This window comes from Paenalicyclobacillus macrosporangiidus, assembly GCF_900116805.1.
GTDB lineage: Bacteria > Bacillota > Bacilli > Alicyclobacillales > Alicyclobacillaceae > Alicyclobacillus_H > Alicyclobacillus_H macrosporangiidus.
The window spans coordinates 111359-132316 of the sequence record NZ_FPBV01000003.1 but is presented as its reverse complement, the minus strand read 5'-3'; the positions used below and the strand labels follow the sequence as shown (position 1 = coordinate 132316).

At 64.3% G+C, this 20958-nt stretch carries 24 protein-coding genes; 17 read left to right on the top strand and 7 right to left on the bottom strand.

Translation table 11 applies throughout. The features are described 5' to 3' along the window. Positions 1 to 16 precede the first annotated feature (16 nt). The 7 genes from BM357_RS04260 (at position 17) to BM357_RS19210 (ending at position 5296) form a co-directional block, all read left to right on the top strand. The gene (locus BM357_RS04260) at positions 17 to 1639 is read left to right on the top strand and encodes a long-chain fatty acid--CoA ligase (protein ID WP_074949988.1); all 1623 of its coding nucleotides are present in this window, start codon (positions 17 to 19) and stop codon (positions 1637 to 1639) included. A gap of 37 nt (positions 1640 to 1676) precedes the next feature. Then, complete coding sequence (locus BM357_RS04255) at positions 1677 to 2111, top strand: MaoC family dehydratase N-terminal domain-containing protein (RefSeq protein WP_074949986.1); 435 nt, start codon at positions 1677 to 1679, stop codon at positions 2109 to 2111. Further along, positions 2111 to 2569, top strand: a complete 459-nt coding sequence (locus BM357_RS04250) for a MaoC/PaaZ C-terminal domain-containing protein (RefSeq protein WP_074949984.1) — start codon at positions 2111 to 2113, stop codon at positions 2567 to 2569. The genes BM357_RS04255 and BM357_RS04250 overlap by 1 nt, the downstream gene beginning before the upstream one ends. After that, a complete protein-coding gene (locus BM357_RS04245; protein WP_074949982.1) occupies positions 2566 to 3339 on the top strand; it encodes an SDR family oxidoreductase in 774 nt (257 codons plus the stop codon). The genes BM357_RS04250 and BM357_RS04245 overlap by 4 nt, the downstream gene beginning before the upstream one ends. Before the next feature lie 145 nt (positions 3340 to 3484). Beyond that, positions 3485 to 4216, top strand: coding sequence for a beta-ketoacyl-ACP reductase (locus BM357_RS04240; RefSeq protein WP_245783836.1), 732 nt, complete (start codon positions 3485 to 3487; stop codon positions 4214 to 4216). 252 nt (positions 4217 to 4468) lie between these two features. Then, positions 4469 to 4744 (top strand): ATP-binding cassette domain-containing protein, encoded by a 276-nt coding sequence (locus BM357_RS04235; RefSeq protein WP_074949977.1) that lies wholly within the window; start codon positions 4469 to 4471, stop codon positions 4742 to 4744. Between the two features lie 315 nt (positions 4745 to 5059). Beyond that, complete coding sequence (locus BM357_RS19210) at positions 5060 to 5296, top strand: hypothetical protein (protein ID WP_139234555.1); 237 nt, start codon at positions 5060 to 5062, stop codon at positions 5294 to 5296. On the opposite strand, the gene BM357_RS20635 is transcribed toward BM357_RS19210, so the two are convergent. From BM357_RS20635 to tenA, 4 genes are read right to left on the bottom strand one after another with little or no spacing between them, the layout of a single operon-like run. Beyond that, the gene (locus tag BM357_RS20635) at positions 5279 to 5488 is read right to left on the bottom strand and encodes a Spo0B domain-containing protein (RefSeq protein WP_425426510.1); all 210 of its coding nucleotides are present in this window, start codon (positions 5486 to 5488) and stop codon (positions 5279 to 5281) included. The genes BM357_RS19210 and BM357_RS20635 overlap by 18 nt on opposite strands. 4 nt (positions 5489 to 5492) lie before the next feature. Next, positions 5493 to 6014, bottom strand: coding sequence for a sensor histidine kinase (locus BM357_RS04225; protein WP_074949973.1), 522 nt, complete (start codon positions 6012 to 6014; stop codon positions 5493 to 5495). Positions 6015 to 6018: 4 nt separating this feature from the next. Then, entirely contained in the window at positions 6019 to 7002 is a 984-nt protein-coding gene (locus tag BM357_RS04220; protein ID WP_083430167.1) for a DMT family transporter, read from the bottom strand. Positions 7003 to 7008: 6 nt separating this feature from the next. Beyond that, a complete protein-coding gene (gene tenA, locus BM357_RS04215) occupies positions 7009 to 7677 on the bottom strand; it encodes a thiaminase II (RefSeq protein ID WP_074949971.1) in 669 nt (222 codons plus the stop codon). A 239-nt stretch (positions 7678 to 7916) separates the two neighbouring features. Between tenA and BM357_RS04210 the strand changes: the two genes are divergently transcribed. From BM357_RS04210 to BM357_RS04185, 6 genes are all read left to right on the top strand, one after another. After that, positions 7917 to 8996: a class I SAM-dependent methyltransferase gene (locus BM357_RS04210; RefSeq protein WP_074950107.1), complete on the top strand. Its 1080-nt coding sequence runs from the start codon at positions 7917 to 7919 to the stop codon at positions 8994 to 8996. A 454-nt stretch (positions 8997 to 9450) separates the two neighbouring features. Further along, positions 9451 to 10041 (top strand): TetR/AcrR family transcriptional regulator, encoded by a 591-nt coding sequence (locus BM357_RS04205; protein WP_074949968.1) that lies wholly within the window; start codon positions 9451 to 9453, stop codon positions 10039 to 10041. 68 nt (positions 10042 to 10109) lie between these two features. Then, positions 10110 to 10784 (top strand): DUF2306 domain-containing protein, encoded by a 675-nt coding sequence (locus BM357_RS04200; protein ID WP_074949967.1) that lies wholly within the window; start codon positions 10110 to 10112, stop codon positions 10782 to 10784. Positions 10785 to 10811: 27 nt separating this feature from the next. Further along, positions 10812 to 11426 (top strand): VC0807 family protein, encoded by a 615-nt coding sequence (locus BM357_RS04195; protein ID WP_074949965.1) that lies wholly within the window; start codon positions 10812 to 10814, stop codon positions 11424 to 11426. Positions 11427 to 11440: 14 nt separating this feature from the next. Beyond that, positions 11441 to 11944 carry a GNAT family N-acetyltransferase gene (locus tag BM357_RS04190; RefSeq protein WP_074949963.1) on the top strand — a complete coding sequence of 168 codons (504 nt, stop codon included), beginning with the start codon at positions 11441 to 11443 and terminating at the stop codon, positions 11942 to 11944. 231 nt (positions 11945 to 12175) lie between these two features. Next, on the top strand, positions 12176 to 12604 hold the full coding sequence (locus BM357_RS04185; RefSeq protein ID WP_074949961.1) for a hypothetical protein: 429 nt from the start codon (positions 12176 to 12178) through the stop codon (positions 12602 to 12604). A 205-nt stretch (positions 12605 to 12809) separates the two neighbouring features. Here the strand turns inward: BM357_RS04185 and BM357_RS04180 are convergent, their stop codons facing one another. Beyond that, positions 12810 to 14075, bottom strand: a complete 1266-nt coding sequence (locus tag BM357_RS04180) for an adenylosuccinate synthase (RefSeq protein ID WP_074949959.1) — start codon at positions 14073 to 14075, stop codon at positions 12810 to 12812. Positions 14076 to 14238: 163 nt separating this feature from the next. Here BM357_RS04180 and BM357_RS04175 point away from each other — a divergent pair, with 163 nt between their 5' ends. From BM357_RS04175 to BM357_RS04165, 3 genes are all read left to right on the top strand, one after another. Continuing rightward, positions 14239 to 15165 carry a LysR family transcriptional regulator gene (locus tag BM357_RS04175; RefSeq protein WP_175511437.1) on the top strand — a complete coding sequence of 309 codons (927 nt, stop codon included), beginning with the start codon at positions 14239 to 14241 and terminating at the stop codon, positions 15163 to 15165. Between the two features lie 89 nt (positions 15166 to 15254). Beyond that, positions 15255 to 16229: a threonine ammonia-lyase gene (locus tag BM357_RS04170; protein WP_074949955.1), complete on the top strand. Its 975-nt coding sequence runs from the start codon at positions 15255 to 15257 to the stop codon at positions 16227 to 16229. A 69-nt stretch (positions 16230 to 16298) separates the two neighbouring features. Next, on the top strand, positions 16299 to 17093 hold the full coding sequence (locus BM357_RS04165; RefSeq protein ID WP_245783829.1) for a lipoate--protein ligase family protein: 795 nt from the start codon (positions 16299 to 16301) through the stop codon (positions 17091 to 17093). 29 nt (positions 17094 to 17122) lie between these two features. On the opposite strand, the gene BM357_RS04160 is transcribed toward BM357_RS04165, so the two are convergent. Beyond that, entirely contained in the window at positions 17123 to 18355 is a 1233-nt protein-coding gene (locus tag BM357_RS04160; RefSeq protein WP_074949953.1) for a sensor histidine kinase, read from the bottom strand. 9 nt (positions 18356 to 18364) lie between these two features. Further along, on the bottom strand, positions 18365 to 19057 hold the full coding sequence (locus tag BM357_RS04155) for a response regulator transcription factor (RefSeq protein ID WP_074949951.1): 693 nt from the start codon (positions 19055 to 19057) through the stop codon (positions 18365 to 18367). 204 nt (positions 19058 to 19261) lie between these two features. Here BM357_RS04155 and BM357_RS04150 point away from each other — a divergent pair, with 204 nt between their 5' ends. Further along, a complete protein-coding gene (locus BM357_RS04150) occupies positions 19262 to 20566 on the top strand; it encodes an MFS transporter (protein WP_074949949.1) in 1305 nt (434 codons plus the stop codon). Positions 20567 to 20958: the final 392 nt, after the last annotated feature.

The following is a 20958-nucleotide window of genomic DNA, read 5'->3' as shown; positions in this document are numbered from 1 at the left end:
GGAGTGCGTGAAGGGCATGATGGACTATCCGTTGTTATTGAAAACCATCCTGTACCGGGCGGTGACGGTGTTTCCCGACCAGGAGATTGTCTCGCGCGATTTCTCCGGGATGCACCGCTACACCTACCGGGACCTGGACGAGCGCGTGCGCCGCCTCGCCAACGCCTTGGCGAGTCTCGGGGTGGCGCCGGGCGAGCGGGTGGCGTCATTCGCGTGGAACAACCACCGCCACCTGGAGCTGTACTTTGCGGTCCCGTGTTCCCAGCGCGTGCTGCACACGGTGAACATCCGGCTCTTCCGGGAGCAGATTGTCTACACCGTCAACCACGCCGAGGACAAGGTGATGTTCGTCGACGAGGACCTGGTGCCGCTGATTGCGTCGTTGGCGCCGGAGTTGAAGACCGTTCGGCAGTACGTGATCATGACCGACAAACGGGAGCTGCCGGACGTGCCCCTGCCGGGCGCCATCCTGTACGAAGACCTGCTTTCGCAGCACAGCCCCGACTACGAATTTCCCGAGTTCGACGAGCGCAGCCCCGCCGTCATGGCGTACACGTCGGCGACGACGGGCGATCCGAAAGGTGTCGTGTATTCGCACCGCGGCCTGTTCCTGCACTGTCTGACGTGCCTGACCGGCGAACTCGGCGTCGACGACGACGACGTCACCATGCCGATTGTGCCGATGTTCCACGTCAACGCCTGGGGCCGTCCGTACACCGACACGTGGGCGGGCTGCAAGCAGGTCTACCCCGGGGCGCGGCCGACGCCCGAGGTGCTGTGCGATCTCATTCAGGAGGAGAAGGTCACCTTCAGCGCGGGCGTGCCGACCATCTGGATGGGCGTCTTGCAGCACGTGCTCGCGAATCCCGGCAAGTACGACTTCAGCCACGTGCGTTACTTCATGTCGGGGGGCGCGGCGATGCCGGCGGCGTTGACCCAGCAGTTCCAGGAGAAGCTCGGTGTGCGGTTGCTCCAGGGTTACGGCCAGACGGAGACGACCCCGGTGACGTTCATCAATTCGCTGAAGGCCAAGCACCGCCGCCTCACCGGTCCGGAACTGTACAGACTGCGGACGAAGACGGGACTGCTGCTGCCGGGCCTGGAGATGCGGGTCGTGGATGCGGAGGGCCGTGAGGTACCTCACGACGGGAAGTCGATGGGCGAGTTGTTGCTGCGCGGGCCCTGGGTCATCGATGCGTACTACAAATTGCCGGAGAAATCCGAGGAGGCGTTCGTCGACGGGTGGTTCCGCACCGGGGACGTGGTGACGGTGGACGAGGACGGCTATCTGCAGGTGGTGGACCGCACGAAAGACCTCATCAAGAGCGGCGGAGAGTGGATCTCTTCGGTCGATCTCGAAAACGCCATCATGGCGCACCCGGATGTGGCGGAGGCGGCGGTCATCGGAATTGCCAGTGAGAAGTGGCAGGAGCGCCCCCTGGCGTGCGTGGTGCTCAAACCGTCGGCGCGCGGGAAGGTGACCAAGGAGGACCTGCGGCGGTTTCTTGAGGACAAGGTGGCGAAGTGGTGGATCCCGGACGACTTCGTGTTCATCGACGAGATCCCGAAGACGAGCGTCGGCAAATTCTACAAGCGAGCGCTGCGCACGCAGTATGAGCAAGGCCGGTTGACGTCTTGAGCCAACCAACCGGCCGGTGCAACGGGAGGGGTCTGTCGTGTCCTTGGAGTCATTCCGCGCGTGCATCGGGCGCGCGTCCGAACCGGTGAAAAACGAGATCGAAAAAGGGGCCATTCGCAAGTTTGCGGAGGCCATCGGGGACCCGAACCCCCTGTACCGGGACGAGGCGGCGGCGGGCGGGCGGCTGGTGGCGCCGCCGACCTTTTCCCGCACGTTGGATTACGGCCGGGTGCCCGGGCTGGAACTCCCCAGGGCGGGCCTGATCCACGCCGGACAGGAGTTTGAATACTTTCGCCCCATCTATTCTGGAGATGTGTTGTACTGCCACACCCGGTTGGTCGATGTGTTTGAAAAGCAAGGGAAACTCGGGCGGATGGTGTTTCTGGTGTTCGAGATGGAGGCGCGGGACCAAGACGGGAATCCGGTCGTGCGGCAGAAGTCGACGGTGATCTGCCGGGAGGCGGGGGACTGATGGCAAGCGTACGGCGTTTTCAGGTCGGAGATGTGTTGGGACCCTTGGTGAGACCGCCGGTGACGAAGACGCAACTGGTGATGTACTCCGGCGCCTCCGGGGACTTCAATCCCATCCACACCGTCGACGAGTACGCCCGGGAGGCGGGGCTCGGCGGCGTGATCGCCCACGGCATGCTGACGATGGCGTTCGTCGGCCAGTTGTTGACGGAGACGGCCGGGGCGGGGGGCGCGCTCAAGCGGTTTGGCGTGCGCTTCGTGGAAATGGTGCGCCCCGGCGACACCATCGTCTGCGAGGGCAGGGTCACCGGCGTGGCGGAACAGGGCGGACAGCAGGTGGTGACCTGCGACGTGTGGGCGGCCATTGAAGGCAGCGGCAAGCATGCGGTCATTGGGCAGGCGGTCTTCACGGCGCCGTTGCAGGAGGAAGAGACGCCGTCACAGGAGGATGGGCCATGAGCGTGTTGGACCTGTTTCGATTGGATGGCAAGGTCGCCATCGTCACCGGCGGGGGCCGGGGTCTGGGGCGGCAGATCGCCCAGGCGTACGCCGAGGTGGGCGCGAAGCTCGTCCTGTGTTCACGGCGGGTGGAGAACTGCGAACAGGTGAAGGCCGAGGTGGAGGCCATGGGCGCGGAGGCCGTGGCGCTCCCCCTCGATCTCACCGATCCCGCCTCCGTCCAGCGCGTGGCCGACGAGACCGTGGCGCGGTTCGGACGGATTGACATCCTCGTCAACAACGGCGGCGCGAGCTGGGGGGCTCCGGCGCTCGAGATGCCGTACGAGGCGTGGATGAAGGTCATCCAGACCAACCTCACCGGCACGTTCCTCATGTCGCAGGCCGCCGCGCGCCATATGAAGGAACAGGGCGGCGGCAAGATCATCAACATCGCTTCGGTGGCGGGCCTGGGCGGCACCGCGCCGGAGGTGCTCGACGCCGTCGGGTACAACGCCAGCAAGGGCGGCGTGATCACGCTCACCAAGGACCTGGCGGTGAAGTGGGCCCGCTATGGCATCTACGTCAACGCCATCGCGCCCGGCTTCTTCCCGACCAAGATGACGAAGGCGGTCCTGGAGAAGAGCGGAGACCTGATCCGGCGCGCGACACCGCTCGGCCGCGTGGGCGGCCCGCGGGACCTGCAGGGGGCGGCGCTGTACTTCGCGTCGGCAGCGTCCGACTACACCACCGGGCAGGTGTTGGCGGTCGACGGAGGGCAGAGCGCGGGATGATTCAGACCGTCCCGGCTGAAGGCGGACCCAGGGCCCTGGGATGACAGGGCCGCGGGGCGCCTTTGGCGGGCATGGCACATCACAGGCCGGTTGGAGCCGGCCAGGAGGAGGGAACACCGTGGGAAAATTGGACGGACGTGTGGCGATGGTGACCGGGGCGGCGCGCGGCATTGGCGCAGCGACCGCCATCCGGCTGGCGGAAGAGGGTGCGAAGGTCGGCGTGATCGATCTCGATGCCGCCTCCTGCGAGGGCACGGTGGCGGCCATCCGCGACGCGGGCGGTGAGGCCATCGCCATCGGTTGCGACGTGGCGGACAACCGGCAGGTGGAGGCGGCCGTCGAACAGATGGTTTCCAGCTTCGGACGGCTCGACATCCTCGTGAACAATGCGGGCGTCATCCGCGACAACCTGCTGTTCAAGATGTCGGAAGAGGACTGGGATGTGGTGATGAACGTCCACCTGAAGGGCCACTTCTTGTGCAGCCGGGCCGCTCAGAAGTACATGGTGCAGCAGCGGTACGGCAAGATTGTCAACGTCAGCAGCACGTCGGCCCTCGGCAATCGCGGGCAGGCGAACTACTCCGCGGCCAAGGCGGGCATCCAAGGGTTCACGAAGACGCTGGCCATTGAACTGGGGCCCTTCAACATCAACGTCAACGCGGTCGCGCCAGGGTTCATCGACACCGACATGACGCGGGCGACGGCGCAGCGCGTGGGCATGGACCCGGAGCAGTTCAAGCAGGCGGCCATTGAGCGGATCCCACTTCGGCGGGTCGGCCAGCCGCGGGACGTGGCGAACGTCATCGCCTTCCTCGCCAGCGACGACGCGTCGTACGTCTCGGGCCAGGTGATCTACGTCCATGGCGGTCGCGCGTAACCGAAGACCAGTTCAGTGCCGCGCCTTCGGCGCCGGTCATCGATAGAAGCAGCGTGCAGGCGGGCGGGTGGCCCGCCTGCGGCGATCATCCGCCTGATCTCCTTCCAAGGAATCCCCATCCGCTGTGAAAATCGAAAAAATCGATTCAAACGAATCTATTGAATCATTCCCATCAACCCTTCTTCTCCCCGGATGTCCTCGCTAGCATGAGGGATGAAAGCGCTTCACACATCGTGACAAGGGGGGCGTCCGGTGGAGTCCGTGCGTTACGAGGCGCCGTCGGTGCAGACGGTGCCGGTGATTGAACTGCGAGGGGTCTCCAAGCAGTTCCTGAAACCGACGGGAGAGCTGCACACGGTCCTGCAAAATATCAACCTGCGCATCGAAAAAGGGCAGTTCGTCTCGTTGGTCGGGCCGACCGGATGCGGGAAATCGACCACCCTCAACCTGGTGGCCGGCTTCGAGCAGCCGACGGCTGGGAGCGTCTTGTCCCTAAGAAGCGCCGGGACGACCTGGCGCTTGAAATGAAGCCGAGGCGTGTTTTCGCGCGCCCATAATGTAGCTTAAACGGTCCCCTTTCGCGTATTGAGTTTCCTGGGACCATGATAATCCCTGACTGGGTAAGAGAGGCAAAACCAATCGTACAGTGTATTTAGAACAGCAACCACAGGGCACTTGGTTAGGTACACTCTTCTGTGCCATAATGTAATCAAACGTTTGGTCGAGGTGCATACTTTGAAGTGAACGGCAATATAGATCCGGGGGTTCCTCGTGCGATGCAAGGATGTGTGTGCCATGGTAGCTTTATATTCGAAGCACTGTAATCGTGAGGAGGGTCACAAAGTGATTGCATTGAAGGGCGGCACGGCCGCAGTTACATGGGCAATCTGTGGAATTTTAATGTTGATATTTATTCCGGTATTAGGTATTCCTCTGGGTATATCATCTAGCCTTGTGGCTCTTTATGTCGGAATAGTGGGATTACTTGATGGACATAGAGGTAATGTGCTCGGGGTTATTCTATCGGTCATCGGACTGATTTTATCCACCATCTACACAGGACTATTTCGAGTAATATAGGGTCTGCTGAACGAACGGAAAGTCCTTTACCGGCCGGGATTTTTGGATCCTGGACTCGAACTTATGTGCAAGGATATTTTGTAGACTGGTACGCAGATCGTACTCCTGCAGCCGGATCAACCCGGCGATGATGTGCAGCCGGTTCATGAATTCGTGCCGTTGACCGCGCAGGGCTTCCGCATGCCGTTCCAGATCCTCAAGGCAAGCGCCTCCAGATGGAGCTGACCAGGTACCCGACCGAGACGACGCCGATCTGCCGTCCGTGATCGAAGATCGGCGCCTTGCCGCGCACCGACAGGCCGAGCGAGCCGACCGCCTCGCTGATGGACGGCTTTCCCTGAAGTACCTCGGCGTTGTCATCGCCCACCATGTGCTTGCCAATCTGCTCCGGATTGGGGTGGCTGTACCGGATGAGCTGCATGTTGCCGACGACGACGAACTGCGCGCCTGTCTTTTTTCGCACGGATTCCGCGATCGGCTGGATGACGGCCGCCGGATCCTTCGTGTGAAAGGCCGCGATGACCTGCGGCATGGTGGCGACCACTTCCGCCACATCCAGCGCCTGCTGGCCCACGTGTTGAAACTCGCTCTGGATGGTCAGGTACACATAACCGGACGTGACGAAGGCCAGCCCCACGAAGGCGTTGAGTACGGTGAACCCGTTGAGCTTGGCCCGCAGGCTCATCGGCTTGCGCGCCTTCCCCGACTGGGTGCTCATCCGCTCATCTTCCGCCTCCCGCAGACCGGTTTCCTCTGGCGAGCACGGCCACCGTCGCCACGATGCACAGACCGCCGGCGATCTCCCCCAGGCTGAGCGGGGTGTGCAGCCACACGACGGCCGCCAGCGCAGCGGAGAGAGGTTCGGCGCACGCGAGCAGGCTGGTCTCCGCCGGGGAGATGTACCGTTGGCTGGTGAGGTAGAGATAAAAGGCCACCAGGGTGCCCCCGATCACCACGAACGCCACCAGGACGCCTGCCCACACGGACCAAATCTGCCCGTCCAGATCCCAGGGCGTGCGCCCAATCGCGCAGGCCAGGCTGCCGATGGTCATCCCCCACCCGATGACCGTCGCCGGTCCCCACCGGGCCATCAGGGGTCCGGGATAAATGGTATAAATGGCGAGGGTGACAGCTGACAGGAATCCCCAGATGGCTGCGGCCGGCGATACGGACAACCGCGCGGTCGATCCGCCGGTCACCAACAGAAATGTCCCGAAGACGGCGAGCAGGGTGGCCAGCGACTCTCGCCGATTGGGCGGGCGGCGCTGGCGCAGGGCGCCGTACAGGACGACCAGGACGGGCCCCAGGTACTGCAGAAAGGTCGCCGTGGCGGCATTGCCGGCCTGGATGGCCGCGAAATACGTGTACTGCACGGACGCCAAACCGAACAGGGCGAAGACGACGATTTGCCAGCGGCCGCGCGGATCGGTCCAGATGGAGAATACGCGCCGGGTCCCGCCGGCGGCCAGGCTCAGCAATAGCAAGATCACGCCGGAGACGCCCATGCGCACGGTGACGAGCCAACCGGGGGTGAACCCTTCCGATTGGAACAGTTGCTGCGCCGCGGTGCCCGACACGCCCCAAAGGGTGGCGGCGATGAGGACCCTGGCGATCCCGCTCGTCCTCCGCCCCCTGATCCCTTTCGCCGGCGCCGAGGTGGGCAGGGCGGCGGTCGTTTGTCCGATGGTCTGTCCCGTGTCCCGCATTTTCTGTCACCGTGTTTCTTCGAAGGGCCAGTGTTCGAGCGTGTACGCCATGTTCCAAAACTCCAGCTCATACGTGCTGGAGATGAGGAAATGCCGTCGCATCCGGAACCTCTCCGCTTCCGGGGCCGCATCCGCCAAGGCATCGAGCCGCTCGATCTGCTCGTTGACCAATGTCCCGTACCACTCGTCACCGTACGTCTGGATCCACTGGTCGTAAATCGGATGGTTGGGGCGGCTGTCTTTGTACCGCAGGCCGATCTCCCAGTAGAGCCAATAACACGGCAGGATGGCGGCGATGATCTCCCCGACCGTCCCGCGGTGGGCCACGGTCAACAGATGCGTGGTGTAGCGGTGGTTGGTCGGGGCGGGCAGAAACAGGGGATCGCGCTCGATGCCGAGCAGGCCGAAAAACGTCTGATGCAGGGCGAGTTCCGCCTCGACCGTGGCCTGCGCGTGGGCGGCGAGGCGGCCGAGCGCCGCGAGGTCTCCCGATTTGGCGGCGGCCATGGCCTGAACTTGCGCGAACACCTGCAGGTAATAGGCATCATTCTGTACGTAGTGGGCGAACTTCTCCACCGGCAGGGTGCCGGCGGCCAGCTCGGTCACGAACGGGTGGCGGAAGCTCTGCTCCCAGAGGCTATCCGCCGCCTGGCGGAGGGATGCGGTGAATGACACGAGAGATTCGCTCCTTTCGTCGCGGTCCGATGAGTCAGACGGGAAGTCCGCCCAGAGGAGGCTGGCCCGAGCGGTCTGGAAGCCGAACGCGTCTGGCGTGCGCCCTCCCCCCAGCAATCTGCACTTAATTATAAAGGCAGGACCGCGGAATGGGCAGAGATTCGAAATGTTCCGTCTCATGGCGACTCCAGTCTGATACAATAGGACCAAACGTTCGTTTGAAGGGGAGCGGGATGACCATGGCCATTCGCGAGCCGAAGAGGCCGGAGTTGTGGGAGGAGACGCATTCGAGCGACGGCCATCCGTACGATGAGCGGCACTTTGGGCAGACGTTTGTCCATTCGAACTACCGCGCGGACCTTCGGGCGCCGCGGCCGCAGGATTGGCCGCGGTTCATCGAAACCGGACAGGTACGGGATTGGTCGGTGTTGACGTGGAAAGATGTGGGCCGGCCCTTCCGCGTGGAGAACTACGCGAGCGGAAAGCGGCTGTGGGAGGAGCAAAACGGCGACCGGATGCCGGTGCGGACCTCCTGGCAGATGTTCAATCGGTCGTTTCACCGGCTGTTCATGCAGGATGTGCCTGAGGAGCGGCGGAGGCTGCGGCGGAAGTTATGGGAGAGGGCCATCCGGTTCCAGTGGGCGGGCGTCGGAGAGCTGTTGGAGGAGTACGAGCAACTGGCGCTATGGAATTTCACCCACCGTGTGCAGGACGCCATCTGGGATCCGCGCGGCAAGCGGGGGCTGTTCGAGGGACTCGGCTTGGAGAGGCCGCGCATCCTGTTCCTCGGGGCCGCGGACGGGTACGAGGCGATGCAGTTGTACGCCATGTATCCCGGGGGCGAGGCGGTGTTGGTGGACTACGACGAGTTCTGCGCCACGGATCGCTTCGGGAAGTTTCCGGAGCACTATCCGTTCCTCGGCTTCAACCTGGCCACGGGGAGCCCGCGGGTGTGGTACAAGGACCAGATGAACCTGTCCTTCGTCGTGGAGGACATCCGCAACCTGCCGTTCGGGCGGGAGTTTGACGTGGTCCTGAGCGTCGGGCTGCTGGAGCATTTTCCGGACGAATTCAAGCCGGAGTGCATCGATTTTCACCGCAGGTTTTTGAAGCCCGGCGGGATCGCCATCCTCACCACGCCGCGGCTGCAGTGGAAGTCCCGCCTGTTCTACCACGTGATGGCGGAAGCGATGAACTACACCTACCGCGAGCTGATGACCGTGCAGCAGATGGGCCTCTACCTGTACGAGAACGGCTTCGAGATCCTGCGGCACGGGATCATCAAGGCGCACAACGGCATCGTGGCGCGGCCACGGTGAGGTTTTGACCTGACCGTGCAGGGTTACGGCCGCAGCGTGGCAAGGCGGCTGCGGCGTGGCGGTGCGCGATTGGGCTGGCCGTGGCGGGGCCGGGCTGCGGCATGTGATCGCGGCCCGGCGGCTGCACGAATGGGTTGCGAACGGAGGGTGAATGGAGGGATGGGTGCACCCGCCAGCACCCCGGTCAAGGTGGTTGTGAACGTATTGTGCCGATTCGACCGACCTCGCAGGTGGATAGTCCGATTATGCCATTCTTGAGCGCCCAAGGGGATGCCTTGTCTCATAATCCGATTTTGCGGTTTGGCGCGACCCCCGGGACCTAAGTCTGCCTCCCTACCGAGGCATGCCCTGACACAAAAGCTTCAAAAACGTCTCGTTGACAAACCGACCGTCGGTCTGTAAGATGGGCAATGTTGGTTGAACACCGTTCATGATGGCTTCTGGAGGAGAAAGTATGGCACATACAGATCAGAAAAATTCAACGTTCGAGTTGATTCTAGATACGACCGAGCAGTTGATTCAGGAAAAGGGATGCCGCCAAACCACCATGCAAGACATCATCGACAAATCCGGACTGTCAAAAGGGGCGATCTACCACTATGTGTCCGGTAAGGACGAGCTGCTGGGGCTGATTCTGAAGGCCCGGGTTGAAAAGTTGAATGAACGTTTTTACGGCGTTGCAAGGAGCCCTGCGAACAAGGGGATCGAAAATCCCTTGAAACTGATTGCGGAGACGGTGATGAGGGACACAAATCCGCACGATGTGTCATCCAAGATTTTTGTTTACCTGCTCGGCCAGACGGACAACCCGAAGGCGGCGTCGCTGCTGCAGGAGGTGTATCACTTCACGGTGGATACCTGTTGCAAGTGGATTGAGTTCGGACAGCAAAGCGGTGTCATTCCGCGCGAAGTAGAAACAGAGAAACTGGCTTTGGTGTTTCTCACTTTCATGTACGGCATGCGTGTTCAAAATACGATTTTGCAATCGACGGGCAAGATTGGAGTGGAGGATGTGTTCCGCGTCATGCTCCGATCCTTACAGTGAGACTCGCAGAACAAGACGGCCGCGGCGGGTAACTCACGCCGGGCGGTGACGAGTGGGGAGGGTAACCTTTGAAACACAAAAAGGGACGGATTGCCATTGGTATCATGTACGTCATCATCTTGTTTTCGGCCGTGTACGTCACGTTGATGTACCTGACACACGACCCAGTGAATGCACCCGTAGTGAAAAATAAGCTGGATCAGCCGGGTTTCTCCCTGACAGCCTGGAAAGTCGCGTTCTATCCACACATCGTGCTGGGAACCGTTGCTTTGGCCATTGGCCCTGTTCAGTTTCTGAATCGAAGGCGGGGAAAACGCCAGGGGCATCGGATACTTGGCCGAATCTACGCTGCAGCCATAGGGATCAACATCTTGGTTGTGCCCTATATGGCCATCTTTGCAACGGGCGGTAAAGGGTCCACGGTAGCATTTCTGGTGCTCGATGCGGCGTGGCTTTGGACGACGGCCATGGGCGTGTGGCGAATATGGCAGCGAAACGTCGCGGCGCACAGAAAGTGGATGGTGCGCAGTTATGCTGTGACGTGGGGCTTTGTTTCGTTTCGACTCATTGTTGCCGTCATCTCGCTGCTGACACACGCACCAACCAGCGTTGCGTTCCCAGTGGGTGTATACGTATCACTGGTTCTCAATCTGCTGGTGGCAGAGTGGCTGCTGCGTGGCCGGAAAGCCAAGCCGGTCAGCGGCTCTCGTCCTTTGCGTGAAGCTGTGCAGGCTATTGATTAAAGAAAAATGGGAAGGGTTGTTGAATTCATGTCAAAGCGTACATACGTTATTGTTACGTTGTTGATCAACGGTGCGCTGCCTTGGCTGCTTTACGTGTGGCTTTCCAACTACATGTCCAGTTTGTCGGCACTGTCCATTGCGACCATCATTCCGCTAGTGGACACCCTCTATCACTTATTGAGGCACCGAAAGTTTGACGCGTTTGGCAGTCTGATGCTGTTCACGTTGGTCCTGACCATCGCCGTGGTCGCCCTAGGCGGCAGTGAAAAGCTGCTGCTCATTCGTGAGTCACTCATCACCGGCGCTGTCGGTTTGGTCTTCCTGTTGTCGCTGTTGTTTGCACGACCCATTATGTTCTACTTGGCCATGCGCTTCGCCGGAAGCCCGGACTTCGCGGGCAACTGGCAGTTTGGCTACTTTCGCTTCGTGCTTCGGCTCATGACGCTGGTGTGGGGTGTCATTCTGGTGGCCGAAGCTGCGGTTAAGGTGTTCCTCGTCTTCCAGCTGTCCACGGCGCAGTTCCTTGCTGTGTCGAACTTCATCCTTTACGGGTTTATTGGTGCAGCCATCCTCTGGACCGTCGCGTACCGGAGAAAATCTGCTAAGCGGCTGGCCGAGATTAAACTGGCGGCGCAGGCCTGACGGAGGGGACTGACATGGAGATGCGTCCATTGCAGGCAAGCGACGAGAAGTCGCTGCGCGCCTTGTACCGCGTAGTGACGCGGGACTTGCGGAGGAGCGGGGTGGACCAGTGGGACTGGGCGTACCCGAACCGATTCACCATCCGTGCTGATGTGAAGAGCGGCCGGGCGTACGGAATTTCGGAGAACGGCACCGTCATTGGCGCTGTGGTTGTCAACGATCAATGGAGCCGCAAGTACGCATCCATCGAGTGGACGGACCGGGAAGGGCGCCCGGCGGCGATTCACCGGCTGGCCGTGCGCCCCGACTTCCAGGGCAAGGGACTCGGCCGGCAACTCCTTCAGTTCGCCGAGCGCGTGGCGCAGGATGAGGGGTACACCAGCATCCGTCTGGACGTGTATTCAGGAAACCCCGACGCCGTCACAATGTACCAAAGGCACGGGTACGAACACCGGGGAGAAGTCCGCTATCCGATGCGCAAGCGGCCGTACTTCTGCTACGAAAAAGTTCTGAAGTGAACCCGTCCGCCGCCACCATCACTTTCCCATGACCGCGCGGCGGATGATGGCATCCAGCGTACGCGCGGGCAGTGCGCCGTTGACCAGGGGCAGCAGCTTGCCGTCCGGCACAAAAAAGCGCCTCCGGCGGTCGACTCCTTCCCAACGCTGTCCGTGGCGGTTCTGCGATTGGCGCGCAATCGACCCGTGGTATGATGGGATGGAACAGACAGACCTTGGGAGAGATGCTGCATGGGTTACACCGCCAGTTGGGTGGGCCACATCGTCGCGGGTTTGCTCGGAACGTTGCTCAGCGTATCCGTGTTTTACAAGACGTTGGAGCGGTGGTTTGCGGTCCACCGGAAGTTGGATCCCGGCCACGTGCAGCGCATCGTGGATCCGTTCGGGCGCGTCCTGTCCGCGGACGAGGTGGAAGCGTTCGTCCGGCAGTTCAACGAGGCGTCCTTTCTCGGGGTCAACCGGCACGATCCCGCGAGTCTCCCGGAGGCTTGGCGCGTCGAATTGGACGACGGCCAGACGGTGCTCGTCGCGCGGGGGGAGCGGTTCGTCGATGTGGTCCGGATGGGAAAGGGGAGGAAGCCGCGCCGGTACTGGCTGTTGGACTTGCCGATGGTGACGGGCCGCGGCGCCGCGGCGCAGGACCAACCTGAGCAGACGTGAGCCCGCGGTGCCGGGGGTGAGCCCGCGCTGCCGGGGCGCCGAAGGGATTCGGACGCCCGCACCGCTGGTCCCCCAAACCGTTCCGGACGCCCGCACCGGCCTCGAGACCACTCAGGAGCCCGCATCAGCGGCCTCCAGACCACTCCGCACGTCCGCGCCGCCGGCCTCCGCTCCAGACGCCCGCACCCCCGGCCCCCACATCGCCTCAGCGCACGATGGTCTGGTTCCGCTCCGGCCCCACCGACACGTACTTCACCGGGACGCCGACGGCCTGTTCCACGTACGCCACGTACTTTTGGGCCGCTTCGGGCAGTTCATCGAACGCGCGGCAGCCGGACAGGTCTTCGGTCCAACCGGGGAGCCACTCGTACCGCGGCGTCGCGCGCTCCAGTTGGTAGGTCGGCAGCGGCAGGTCGTACACCTGGCCGTCCAGCTCATAGCCCGTGCATACTGCCACTTTCTCCAGCCCGCTCAGCACATCGAGCTTCATCAGCGCCAGGTCCGTGTAGCCATTCAGCCACGCGCCGTACCGCAGCGCGGGCAGGTCCAGCCAGCCGCAGCGGCGCGGGCGGCCGGTGGTGGCGCCGTACTCGCCGCCTTGGTCCCGCAGGTGCTGTCCCACGGCGTCATGCAGCTCGGTCGGGAAGGGCCCTTCCCCGACGGCGGTGGCATACGCCTTGGTGATGCCGGTCACCCGTTGGATGGCCGTCGGCGGCACGCCGGCGCCGACGCTGGTGAACCCGCTGATGGGGTTGGAAGATGTGACGAACGGGTACACGCCCCAGTCGAGATCGCGCATCACGCCGAGTTGTCCCTCCAGGAGGACGTACTGGTTCGCCTCCACCGCTGCCCGGACGATGGGCAGCGTGTCCTGGATGTGCGGCAGCAGCACCTCCCGGGCGGCCATCAGCTCGTTCCACATCTCTTCAAACGATCCGCTCGTCTCCCGCATCCCCGGCATCTTCTCCAATTTGAGGCGGAACGCCTCCTCGAGTCGGCGGCGGAAGTGGGCGGTGTCGCGCATCTCACCCATCTGGATGCCGAAGCGGCCGGTCTTGTCCTGGTACGCCGGCCCGATGCCCTGGAGCGTCGTGCCCACCTTCGCCGACCGGACCTGCTCCTCGTACCGGTCCTGCCAGACGTGATAGGGCAGCACCAGGTGCGCCCGTTCGGAGATGATCAAGCGATCCGTGGAGATGCCCGAATCCTGCAGGGTTCGCAGTTCTTTGACCAGGTTCATCGGGTGGATGACGACGCCGGTGCCGAGCACGCACACGGTCTCCGGGTTGAAGATGCCGGAGGGGACCAGGTGCAGCGCGAATTTTCCGTACTCATTGACGATGGTGTGGCCGGCGTTGCCTCCGCCCTGGTAGCGGATCACCATGTCCGCCTGGACGGCGAAGTAGTCCACCATCTTCCCCTTGCCCTCGTCGCCAAACTGCGCTCCCACGACGACATGAACCACACACATTCCTCCTCCATGGGCGGCGCGCCGGAACGCCTCAGGATGGAGGTGCGCCGCCCTGCCAGACCTCCACGTCAGCAGTGTACGCCCGTGGTATTTATGTGTAAAATTGAAAACGTGCATACTCGCTATGCAAATTTCGTATAAACGGCGCCGGGAGGCCACCAGGTTGCATCCGTTGTACGAGGCGTTCGTGCAGGTCGTGGAACAGGAGACGATGGTCAAGGCGGCGGAGGCGCTGCACCTGACGCAGCCCACCTTGACCCGGCAGATCCGTCAGCTCGAGGCGCAGTTGGGGGTTCCGTTGTTCGATCGCATCGGCAAACGGCTGGTCCTCAACCGAGCGGGGGAGCTGGTGTACCGTTACGCCAAGCGCTCCCTGCGTGAAGACCGGCGGATGCGAGAAGAGCTCCGGACCCTGGCCGATCCGGAAGCCGGCACCGTCAGCATCGGCGCGGGCCTGACGCCGTCCATCTACCTCCTGCCACCCGTCCTGGCGGCATACCGCGCCCGGCACCCCCGCGTGCGGTTCGAGGTGCGAACCGGCTCCTCCCGGGAGGTGCTGGAGATGTTGGAAGCGCGGGAGATTGATCTCGCCTTCGTCACCACCGTCGAGGCCGGGCGCGAGGACCTGGAGACGCAGCCCTTGTGGCACGACGACCTGCTGCTGGTAGCGGCGCCGGACAGCGACGTCGCGCGGGCCGGGCGGCTCCGACTCGCCGATCTGGTGCGCTGGCCCGCGGTCCTGATGGGGAGCGGATCGGGCCTGCGGGACTGGGTGAACGAGCTGGCCGCCCGGCATGGGCTCCATCTCGACATCGCCATGGAGACCGACAGCCTCGAGAGCATCAGCCGCCTCGTGCAGTTGGGTGTCGGGTGGTCGGTGTTGCCGCGATCGTCGGCGGAGGGCGACGTCGCCGCCGGGCGGTTGGCGGTGGTGGAGCTCACGGATGTGGACCTCGGTGCGCGCACCGTCACGCTGGTGACCCGACGGGACAGCCTGCTGCCGGCGTGCGCGGCGCGGTTCGCGGCATCCCTGTCCGGGATGCGGGCAGGGGGCGGCGCCGCGGCAGGGCCGGAATGGGACGGCGTGTGAATGCGGGGATCGGGGGAGTGACGGGGTGGCCGGTGCCTGTGCGGCGCCGCGGGTGTGCGGGTGAAGACATCTGGAGAGGAGAAGCGGACATGACACAGCACCCGGAAGTGACATGGGAAGACATCGAGGCGGCCAGCCGGAGGATTGCGCCCTACGCGGTGCGCACACCGCTCTTGTATGCGCAAGCCTTGTCGCGGCAGGTGGGCACGGACGTGTACCTGAAGTGCGAGAACCTGCAGCGGACCGGGGCGTTCAAAGTCCGCGGGGCGTTGAACATGGTGTTGGCGCTCAAGGAGCAGCCGAATCCGCCGCGCGGGGTCATCACGGCGTCGTCGGGCAACCACGGGCAGGCGGTCGCGTACGCCGCGAGCCTGGTCGGCTTGCCGTGCACGGTGGTGGTGCCGGAGACGGTGGTGCCGGTGAAGGAGCGGGCCATCCAAAGTTACGGGGCGCGCGTGATCCGGTGCGGGACGATGTCGTCGCAGCGGATTGAACGGGCAGAACAGTTGGCCCGCGAGGAAGGGTTGGCGTTCGTCCCGCCGTATGATCACCCGCGGGTCGTCGCCGGCCAAGGGACGGTGGGTCTGGAGATTGCGGAGGACCTGCCCGGGGTGCGGACGGTGTTCGTGCCGGTGGGCGGGGGCGGCCTGGTATCGGGGGTGGCGACGGCGCTGAAGATGCGCATCCTGGGAGTGCGCGTGGTGGGCGTCGAACCGGAGCTGGCCAACGACACCTACCTATCGCTTCAGGCCGGACACCCGGTGGACATCGGGGAGACGAAGACCATCGCGGACGGGCTTCGCACCAATCACCCGGGACACTACACGTTCCCGATTGTGCAAAAGCGGGTGGATGCCATCGCGCTCGTCCCGGAGGACGGCATCCGCAACGCGGTCGTCCGGTTGCTGGATTCGTGCAAGATCCTCGTCGAGCCTTCCGGTGCCACTTCGGTGGCGGCCGTGATGGCGGCGGCGGAGCGCGGCGAGGCACTGCAGGGGCCTGTGGTGTGCGTGCTCAGCGGCGGGAACATGGAGCTGTCGATGTTGGCGAAATGGCTGGGATGAGCGGAGCGGGCCGGCACCATGGCCCGGTGCCGCAACCCTGGAGAATGAGCGTGCGGGAGGTGTCGGCAGGTGTCGGATGCGGCGTTGTGGCCGACGGGCGTCGAGGTCACATGGCTGGATGACATCGACGACGGGCAGCGCAACATGGACTTGGATGTCCTCCTCGGGGAGCAGGTGGGCCGGGGCGAGCGGCCGCCGATGGTGCGGATCTGGCGAGGGCCCGTGAAAACCGGCATCGGCTTGAGCAAGAAGGACGTGGCGACGGACGCTGGGCGCGCCGCCCAGGCAGCGCTTCAGGCCGAGGGGTGCACCGTGGTCGTGCGGCAGACCGGCGGCACCGCGGTCCCGCAGGGGCCCGGCGTGGTCCAGGTGTCCTACCTGTTCCGCCGTCCGGCAACTCCGGCCACGACGGACGCGTTTTACCGCCTGCTCTGCGATCCGCTGATGCAGTGGCTCCGGTCGCTCGGGCTCGCCGCGGAAACCGGCGAATTGCCCGGGAGCTATTGCGACGGCCGCTACAACGTCCTCGTCGGCGGGAAGAAACTGATTGGCACCGCGCAGGCATGGCGGGGCGGGCTGGCCGGAATGGCTTCGAGCCGGCCCGGGTACGTGCTGGCGCATGGGTGCATCGCCGTCGATGCCGACATGGACTGGATGGTGGCGCAGATGAACCGGTTCTATGAACTGGCCGGCAATCCGTACCGGGTGGATCGAGCGACGGCGGTCACGCTGCGCGATCTGCTGCCCGGTACGCTGGCGGGGATGGATGAACAGGCGGCCGGGACCTGGGCCGCCCAGTCGTTGGTGTCGTTTTTCCGGACGTGGCGTCCGTCGAGGGAGAATGAGGGGCCCGGACGGGGCTGACTTCGCGCACGCCGTCGCAGACCTTTCGGTCACCCGGCGGCGGGCAGTTGCACCGTGAAGGTGGTCCCTTCCCCCAGCCGGCTCGACACGGAGATCTTGCCGCGGTGGGCGTCGACAATCCACTTGGCGATGGACAAGCCGAGTCCGTGTCCGTGCGAGCCGTCGCGGGCGCGGGCGGGATCGGCCTGGAAGAAGCGGTCGAAGACCCGAGGCAGGTTTTCCTCGGCAATCCCGACGCCGGTATCGGACACCTCGAGCAGGACGGTGTGCTTTTGCCGCCGTGTGCGCAGGGTGACGGTGCCGCCTTCCGGGGTGAACTTGCAGGCGTTGTCGACGAGGATCACGAGCAATTGATGGAGCCGGTCGGGATCCCCCGTGACGATGGCGTCCGGCGCGCAGTCCGTCACCAGGCGGAGGCCGCGCGCGGCGGCGACGGGCTCGAACAGTTCGGCCACCTTCCCGACCAATTCGGTCACGGACACGCGCTGCAGGGACAGGGGCACCGCCTCGGCGTCGCCGCGGGCGAGGGTCAACAGGTCGCGCACCAGCTTGGACAGGCGGCGCGCTTCACTGTGGGCGTTGTGGATCCACTCCAGGTTGTCGGCGACCGATTCGTGGGTGTGCTCCAGGACGACGCCGAGATTCGACTGGATGACCGCGAGCGGGGTGCGCAGCTCGTGCGAGGCGTCGGCGACAAACTCCAATTGGCGCCGCCAGGCTTCGCGGATGGGACGCAGGACGCGCTCGGCCAGGTAGAAGCCGGCGATCCCGCCGGCAATCAGTCCCCCGACGCCGACGAGCAACAGGACGTCGCGGAGCCGCTCGAGGACCTCCATCTCGCGCTCGATGTCGATGGCGATGACGACGTAGCCGGCGTCGCGCCTCGGATCGCGCGGGCCCAATGGCAGGTACAGGACGCGCAGAATCGTCCCGGCCTGCGGGCGCCAGGTCGCTTGCCACGCGCGGTTCGAAGGGTGGCGGGCCACCCACTGGTCGAGCGCGGTTTCGAGGTCGGGGGTGAGGTTGGTGACATCGCCCAAGGCGGTGTGGACCTCCATCCACGTCCCCTGCGGCAAGGTGGTCACGATGCGGCCGGCGTTGCCCGGGCCGGCGGCGTGGACGGTGGACAGCAGGCGGGCGTCCACGTTGCGCAGGACCGCCTGACGGACGATGCTGTACACCGCGATGGAAGAGACGGCGTACAGACACACCACGATGGCGAGCGTGAGCAGGGTGATGCGGATGCGGACGCGGCGGAACAAGGGGGCGGGTCACCTCTCCTCCTGGCTGTCCCGGACGCGGAACACGTAGCCGACGCCGCGGACCGTCTCGATGTAGGACGGCCGCCCGGGGACGTCGATCTTCTTGCGCAGGAAATGGACATAATTCTCGACGGCGTTGCCGATGACCTCGGCGTCCGGGCCCCATACGCGATCGAGGATCAGTTCCTTGGACATCACCTTGCCGTGGTTCCGCATCAACAGCTCCAGCAGTTGAAATTCCTTCGCGGTCAGGGACAATGGCTGTCCGTCGCGAAAGATGGTCCGCTCGGCGAGGTGCATGGAGAACGGCCCCACGGTCAGGGTGTCCGGGCCGCTGACGTTGCCGGTGCGGCGGGTGAGCGCCCGGATGCGCGCCAGGAGTTCCTTGGTGGCGAACGGTTTGACCAAGTAGTCGTCGGCGCCCGCGTCGAGGCCGGTGACCCGGTCGTCGACCGTGTCCTTGGCCGTCAGCAGGAGGATGGGCACGTCGAGCCCTGCCTGCCGAACCTGCCGGACGATGTCCAGGCCGCTTTGGCCCGGCAGCATGACGTCGAGGACCAGGAGATCGTAACAGTCCGTCAGGGCGAGATCGAGCCCCGTGTTGCCGTCGTGCGCGACGTCGACCGCATACTGGCGCTCCTTGAGCAGTTGCGCCAGCGCCGCGGCCAGCCGCTGTTCGTCTTCCACGATGAGGATCCGCACCTCGTTCTCCCTCCTGCTCCCATTGTACACCACCGGTGGAGAACACCGACGTGCGAACCCGAGATGCAGGGCCAGTCTATCCGCCGGTCCCTGAATCTCCCTTGAAAGTCCGGTCAGCGGATGTGTACATTGAATGAAGCGGTCGCCAAACGGCCCGGGAGCCGGGGGGAGCGACTCGCATCGTGGTGGAATGGAGAGAGTGGTATGGGCACTGTCTGGGCGCGCGGACGGACCTGGGTGAAGGCCGTCCCGTCGCTGGTGTGGCTCCTGATGACCTGCAGCTTTCTCAACATCACGGGCCTGTCGCTGCTGTGGCCGGTCAATGCCATCTACATCCACGAGGTCCTGGGCCAGCCGATGACCATCGCCGGGACGGTGCTCCTGGTGTATTCGGCCGCGGGGTTGGCGGGCAGCTTTCTGGCCGGCGCAGGTTATGACCGGTTTGGCGCCCTGCCGGTGCTCACCGCCGGGTTCGCGGTGTGCGCGGCGAGTATCCTCGTCCCCCTCCGGATCGGCGGGTGGGTGCCATACATGGGAGTCATGGCCGTGTTCGGGCTCGCGTGCGCGGTCCCGTTTCCTGTCTTCAACGCCCTCGTCGGCCACGCCTGGCCGGATGGCGGACGGCGGGCGTACAACTTCATGTACGTGGCCAACAACATCGGCGTCGCCGCGGGCACCGCGCTCGGAGGCGTGATGGCACAGCGCTCGTTCGCGTCGGTGTTCTGGGGCATCGCCCTGGTCAACGCGATCCTGCTGATCCTCCTGTGGACGGTCCTCCGGACCGCGCTCCGGCAGTTGCGCAGCGGCAGGGCCCAGCAGGCGCGGCGGACGCAGGAGGCGCCCGACCGTGCATCGGCGCCCGACCGGCGGGCGGCGGCACCGTCAGCGGCGGCACCGGGGACCGTGGCATCAGGGGGCGTGCCGTGGCGGCCCGTCACGCTCGTCCTCGTCGGTTTTACCGCGGGATGGGCCATTTACGTGCAGTGGCAGACCGCCATCTCCGTCTACATGCAGGACCTGGGCTACCCGCTCGCCGCCTACAGCGCGTTGTGGACGCTGAACGGGGTGCTCATCTTCGTGCTCCAGCCGGCGGTGGCCGCCGTCGTCCGGCGCGTGCCCTACCTCGCCTGGCACATGGCCATGGGCATGGTCCTGTACGCGGCCGCATACGCGCTGGTCGCCCTTTGGCACACCTACCCAGCCTTCGTGGCGGCCATGACGGTGATGACCTTGGGCGAGGTCCTGGCGTGGCCCAGCGTACCGGCCGCCATCGGGCAGTTGGCCCCGCTTCACCGGTTGGGCTACCTCCAAGGGCTGGTGGGCAGCACCGCCACACTCGGCCGGATGGTGGGTCCCATCGCGGGGGGATGGCTGTTCGATCACGCGGGCGTCCAGGCGCTCCTGTGGAGCGCGTCCGCTGCGTGCGTGCTGCCGGCCCTGTGTTTCACCGGGTTTCACGCCGCGCAGCGGCGAAACGCGCCCGAGACCGGTCGTTCGTCGGCCTTCTGACAGAGAGGCGAATGGAGAGGCGAGCGTGCCTGCCGGGGGGCGAAGGGGACTGCCGTTGGTGGGTGCCTGCGTGAAATGCCAATGGTCACCGATTGTGAACCGGCCATAAATTTCATAGAATAGGTGTACCGACAGGTGCGACAAATCCCGTGACGCACCTGTCATGGGCGTCGATCAGCCGGGAGACTGAATATTTCGCCTACAATCAAGACCGTGAAAACCGTTGTCTCCAGGCCGTCGCATGGCGGCGTCGGCGTGTAAACTGACAACACTACCAATTCTCTCAGTCTGCTTTACAACTTGCGAGGCACAACGCTACAATGAGAGCCGTATGTCACGTGTCGAATCAGGTCGACGGTCGACGACGGTTCGGCCCCGCGGATCTGCTGGAG

What these genes read in the sequence shown, in the direction of transcription:
- BM357_RS04210 (WP_074950107.1), top strand. Translation starts at nt 7,917, where the DNA reads ATGGCCATTCGCGAGCCGAAGAGGCCGGAGTTGTGGGAGGAGACGCAT.
- BM357_RS04185 (WP_074949961.1), top strand. Translation starts at nt 12,176, where the DNA reads ATGGGTTACACCGCCAGTTGGGTGGGCCACATCGTCGCGGGTTTGCTC.
- BM357_RS04170 (WP_074949955.1), top strand. Translation starts at nt 15,255, where the DNA reads ATGACACAGCACCCGGAAGTGACATGGGAAGACATCGAGGCGGCCAGC.
- BM357_RS04240 (WP_245783836.1), top strand. Translation starts at nt 3,485, where the DNA reads ATGGTGACCGGGGCGGCGCGCGGCATTGGCGCAGCGACCGCCATCCGG.
- BM357_RS04205 (WP_074949968.1), top strand. Translation starts at nt 9,451, where the DNA reads ATGGCACATACAGATCAGAAAAATTCAACGTTCGAGTTGATTCTAGAT.
- BM357_RS04220 (WP_083430167.1), bottom strand. Translation starts at nt 7,002, where the DNA reads ATGCGGGACACGGGACAGACCATCGGACAAACGACCGCCGCCCTGCCC.
- BM357_RS04260 (WP_074949988.1), top strand. Translation starts at nt 17, where the DNA reads ATGATGGACTATCCGTTGTTATTGAAAACCATCCTGTACCGGGCGGTG.
- BM357_RS04180 (WP_074949959.1), bottom strand. Translation starts at nt 14,075, where the DNA reads ATGTGTGTGGTTCATGTCGTCGTGGGAGCGCAGTTTGGCGACGAGGGC.
- BM357_RS04225 (WP_074949973.1), bottom strand. Translation starts at nt 6,014, where the DNA reads ATGAGCACCCAGTCGGGGAAGGCGCGCAAGCCGATGAGCCTGCGGGCC.
- BM357_RS04195 (WP_074949965.1), top strand. Translation starts at nt 10,812, where the DNA reads ATGTCAAAGCGTACATACGTTATTGTTACGTTGTTGATCAACGGTGCG.
- BM357_RS04190 (WP_074949963.1), top strand. Translation starts at nt 11,441, where the DNA reads ATGGAGATGCGTCCATTGCAGGCAAGCGACGAGAAGTCGCTGCGCGCC.
- BM357_RS04150 (WP_074949949.1), top strand. Translation starts at nt 19,262, where the DNA reads ATGGGCACTGTCTGGGCGCGCGGACGGACCTGGGTGAAGGCCGTCCCG.
- BM357_RS04245 (WP_074949982.1), top strand. Translation starts at nt 2,566, where the DNA reads ATGAGCGTGTTGGACCTGTTTCGATTGGATGGCAAGGTCGCCATCGTC.
- BM357_RS04250 (WP_074949984.1), top strand. Translation starts at nt 2,111, where the DNA reads ATGGCAAGCGTACGGCGTTTTCAGGTCGGAGATGTGTTGGGACCCTTG.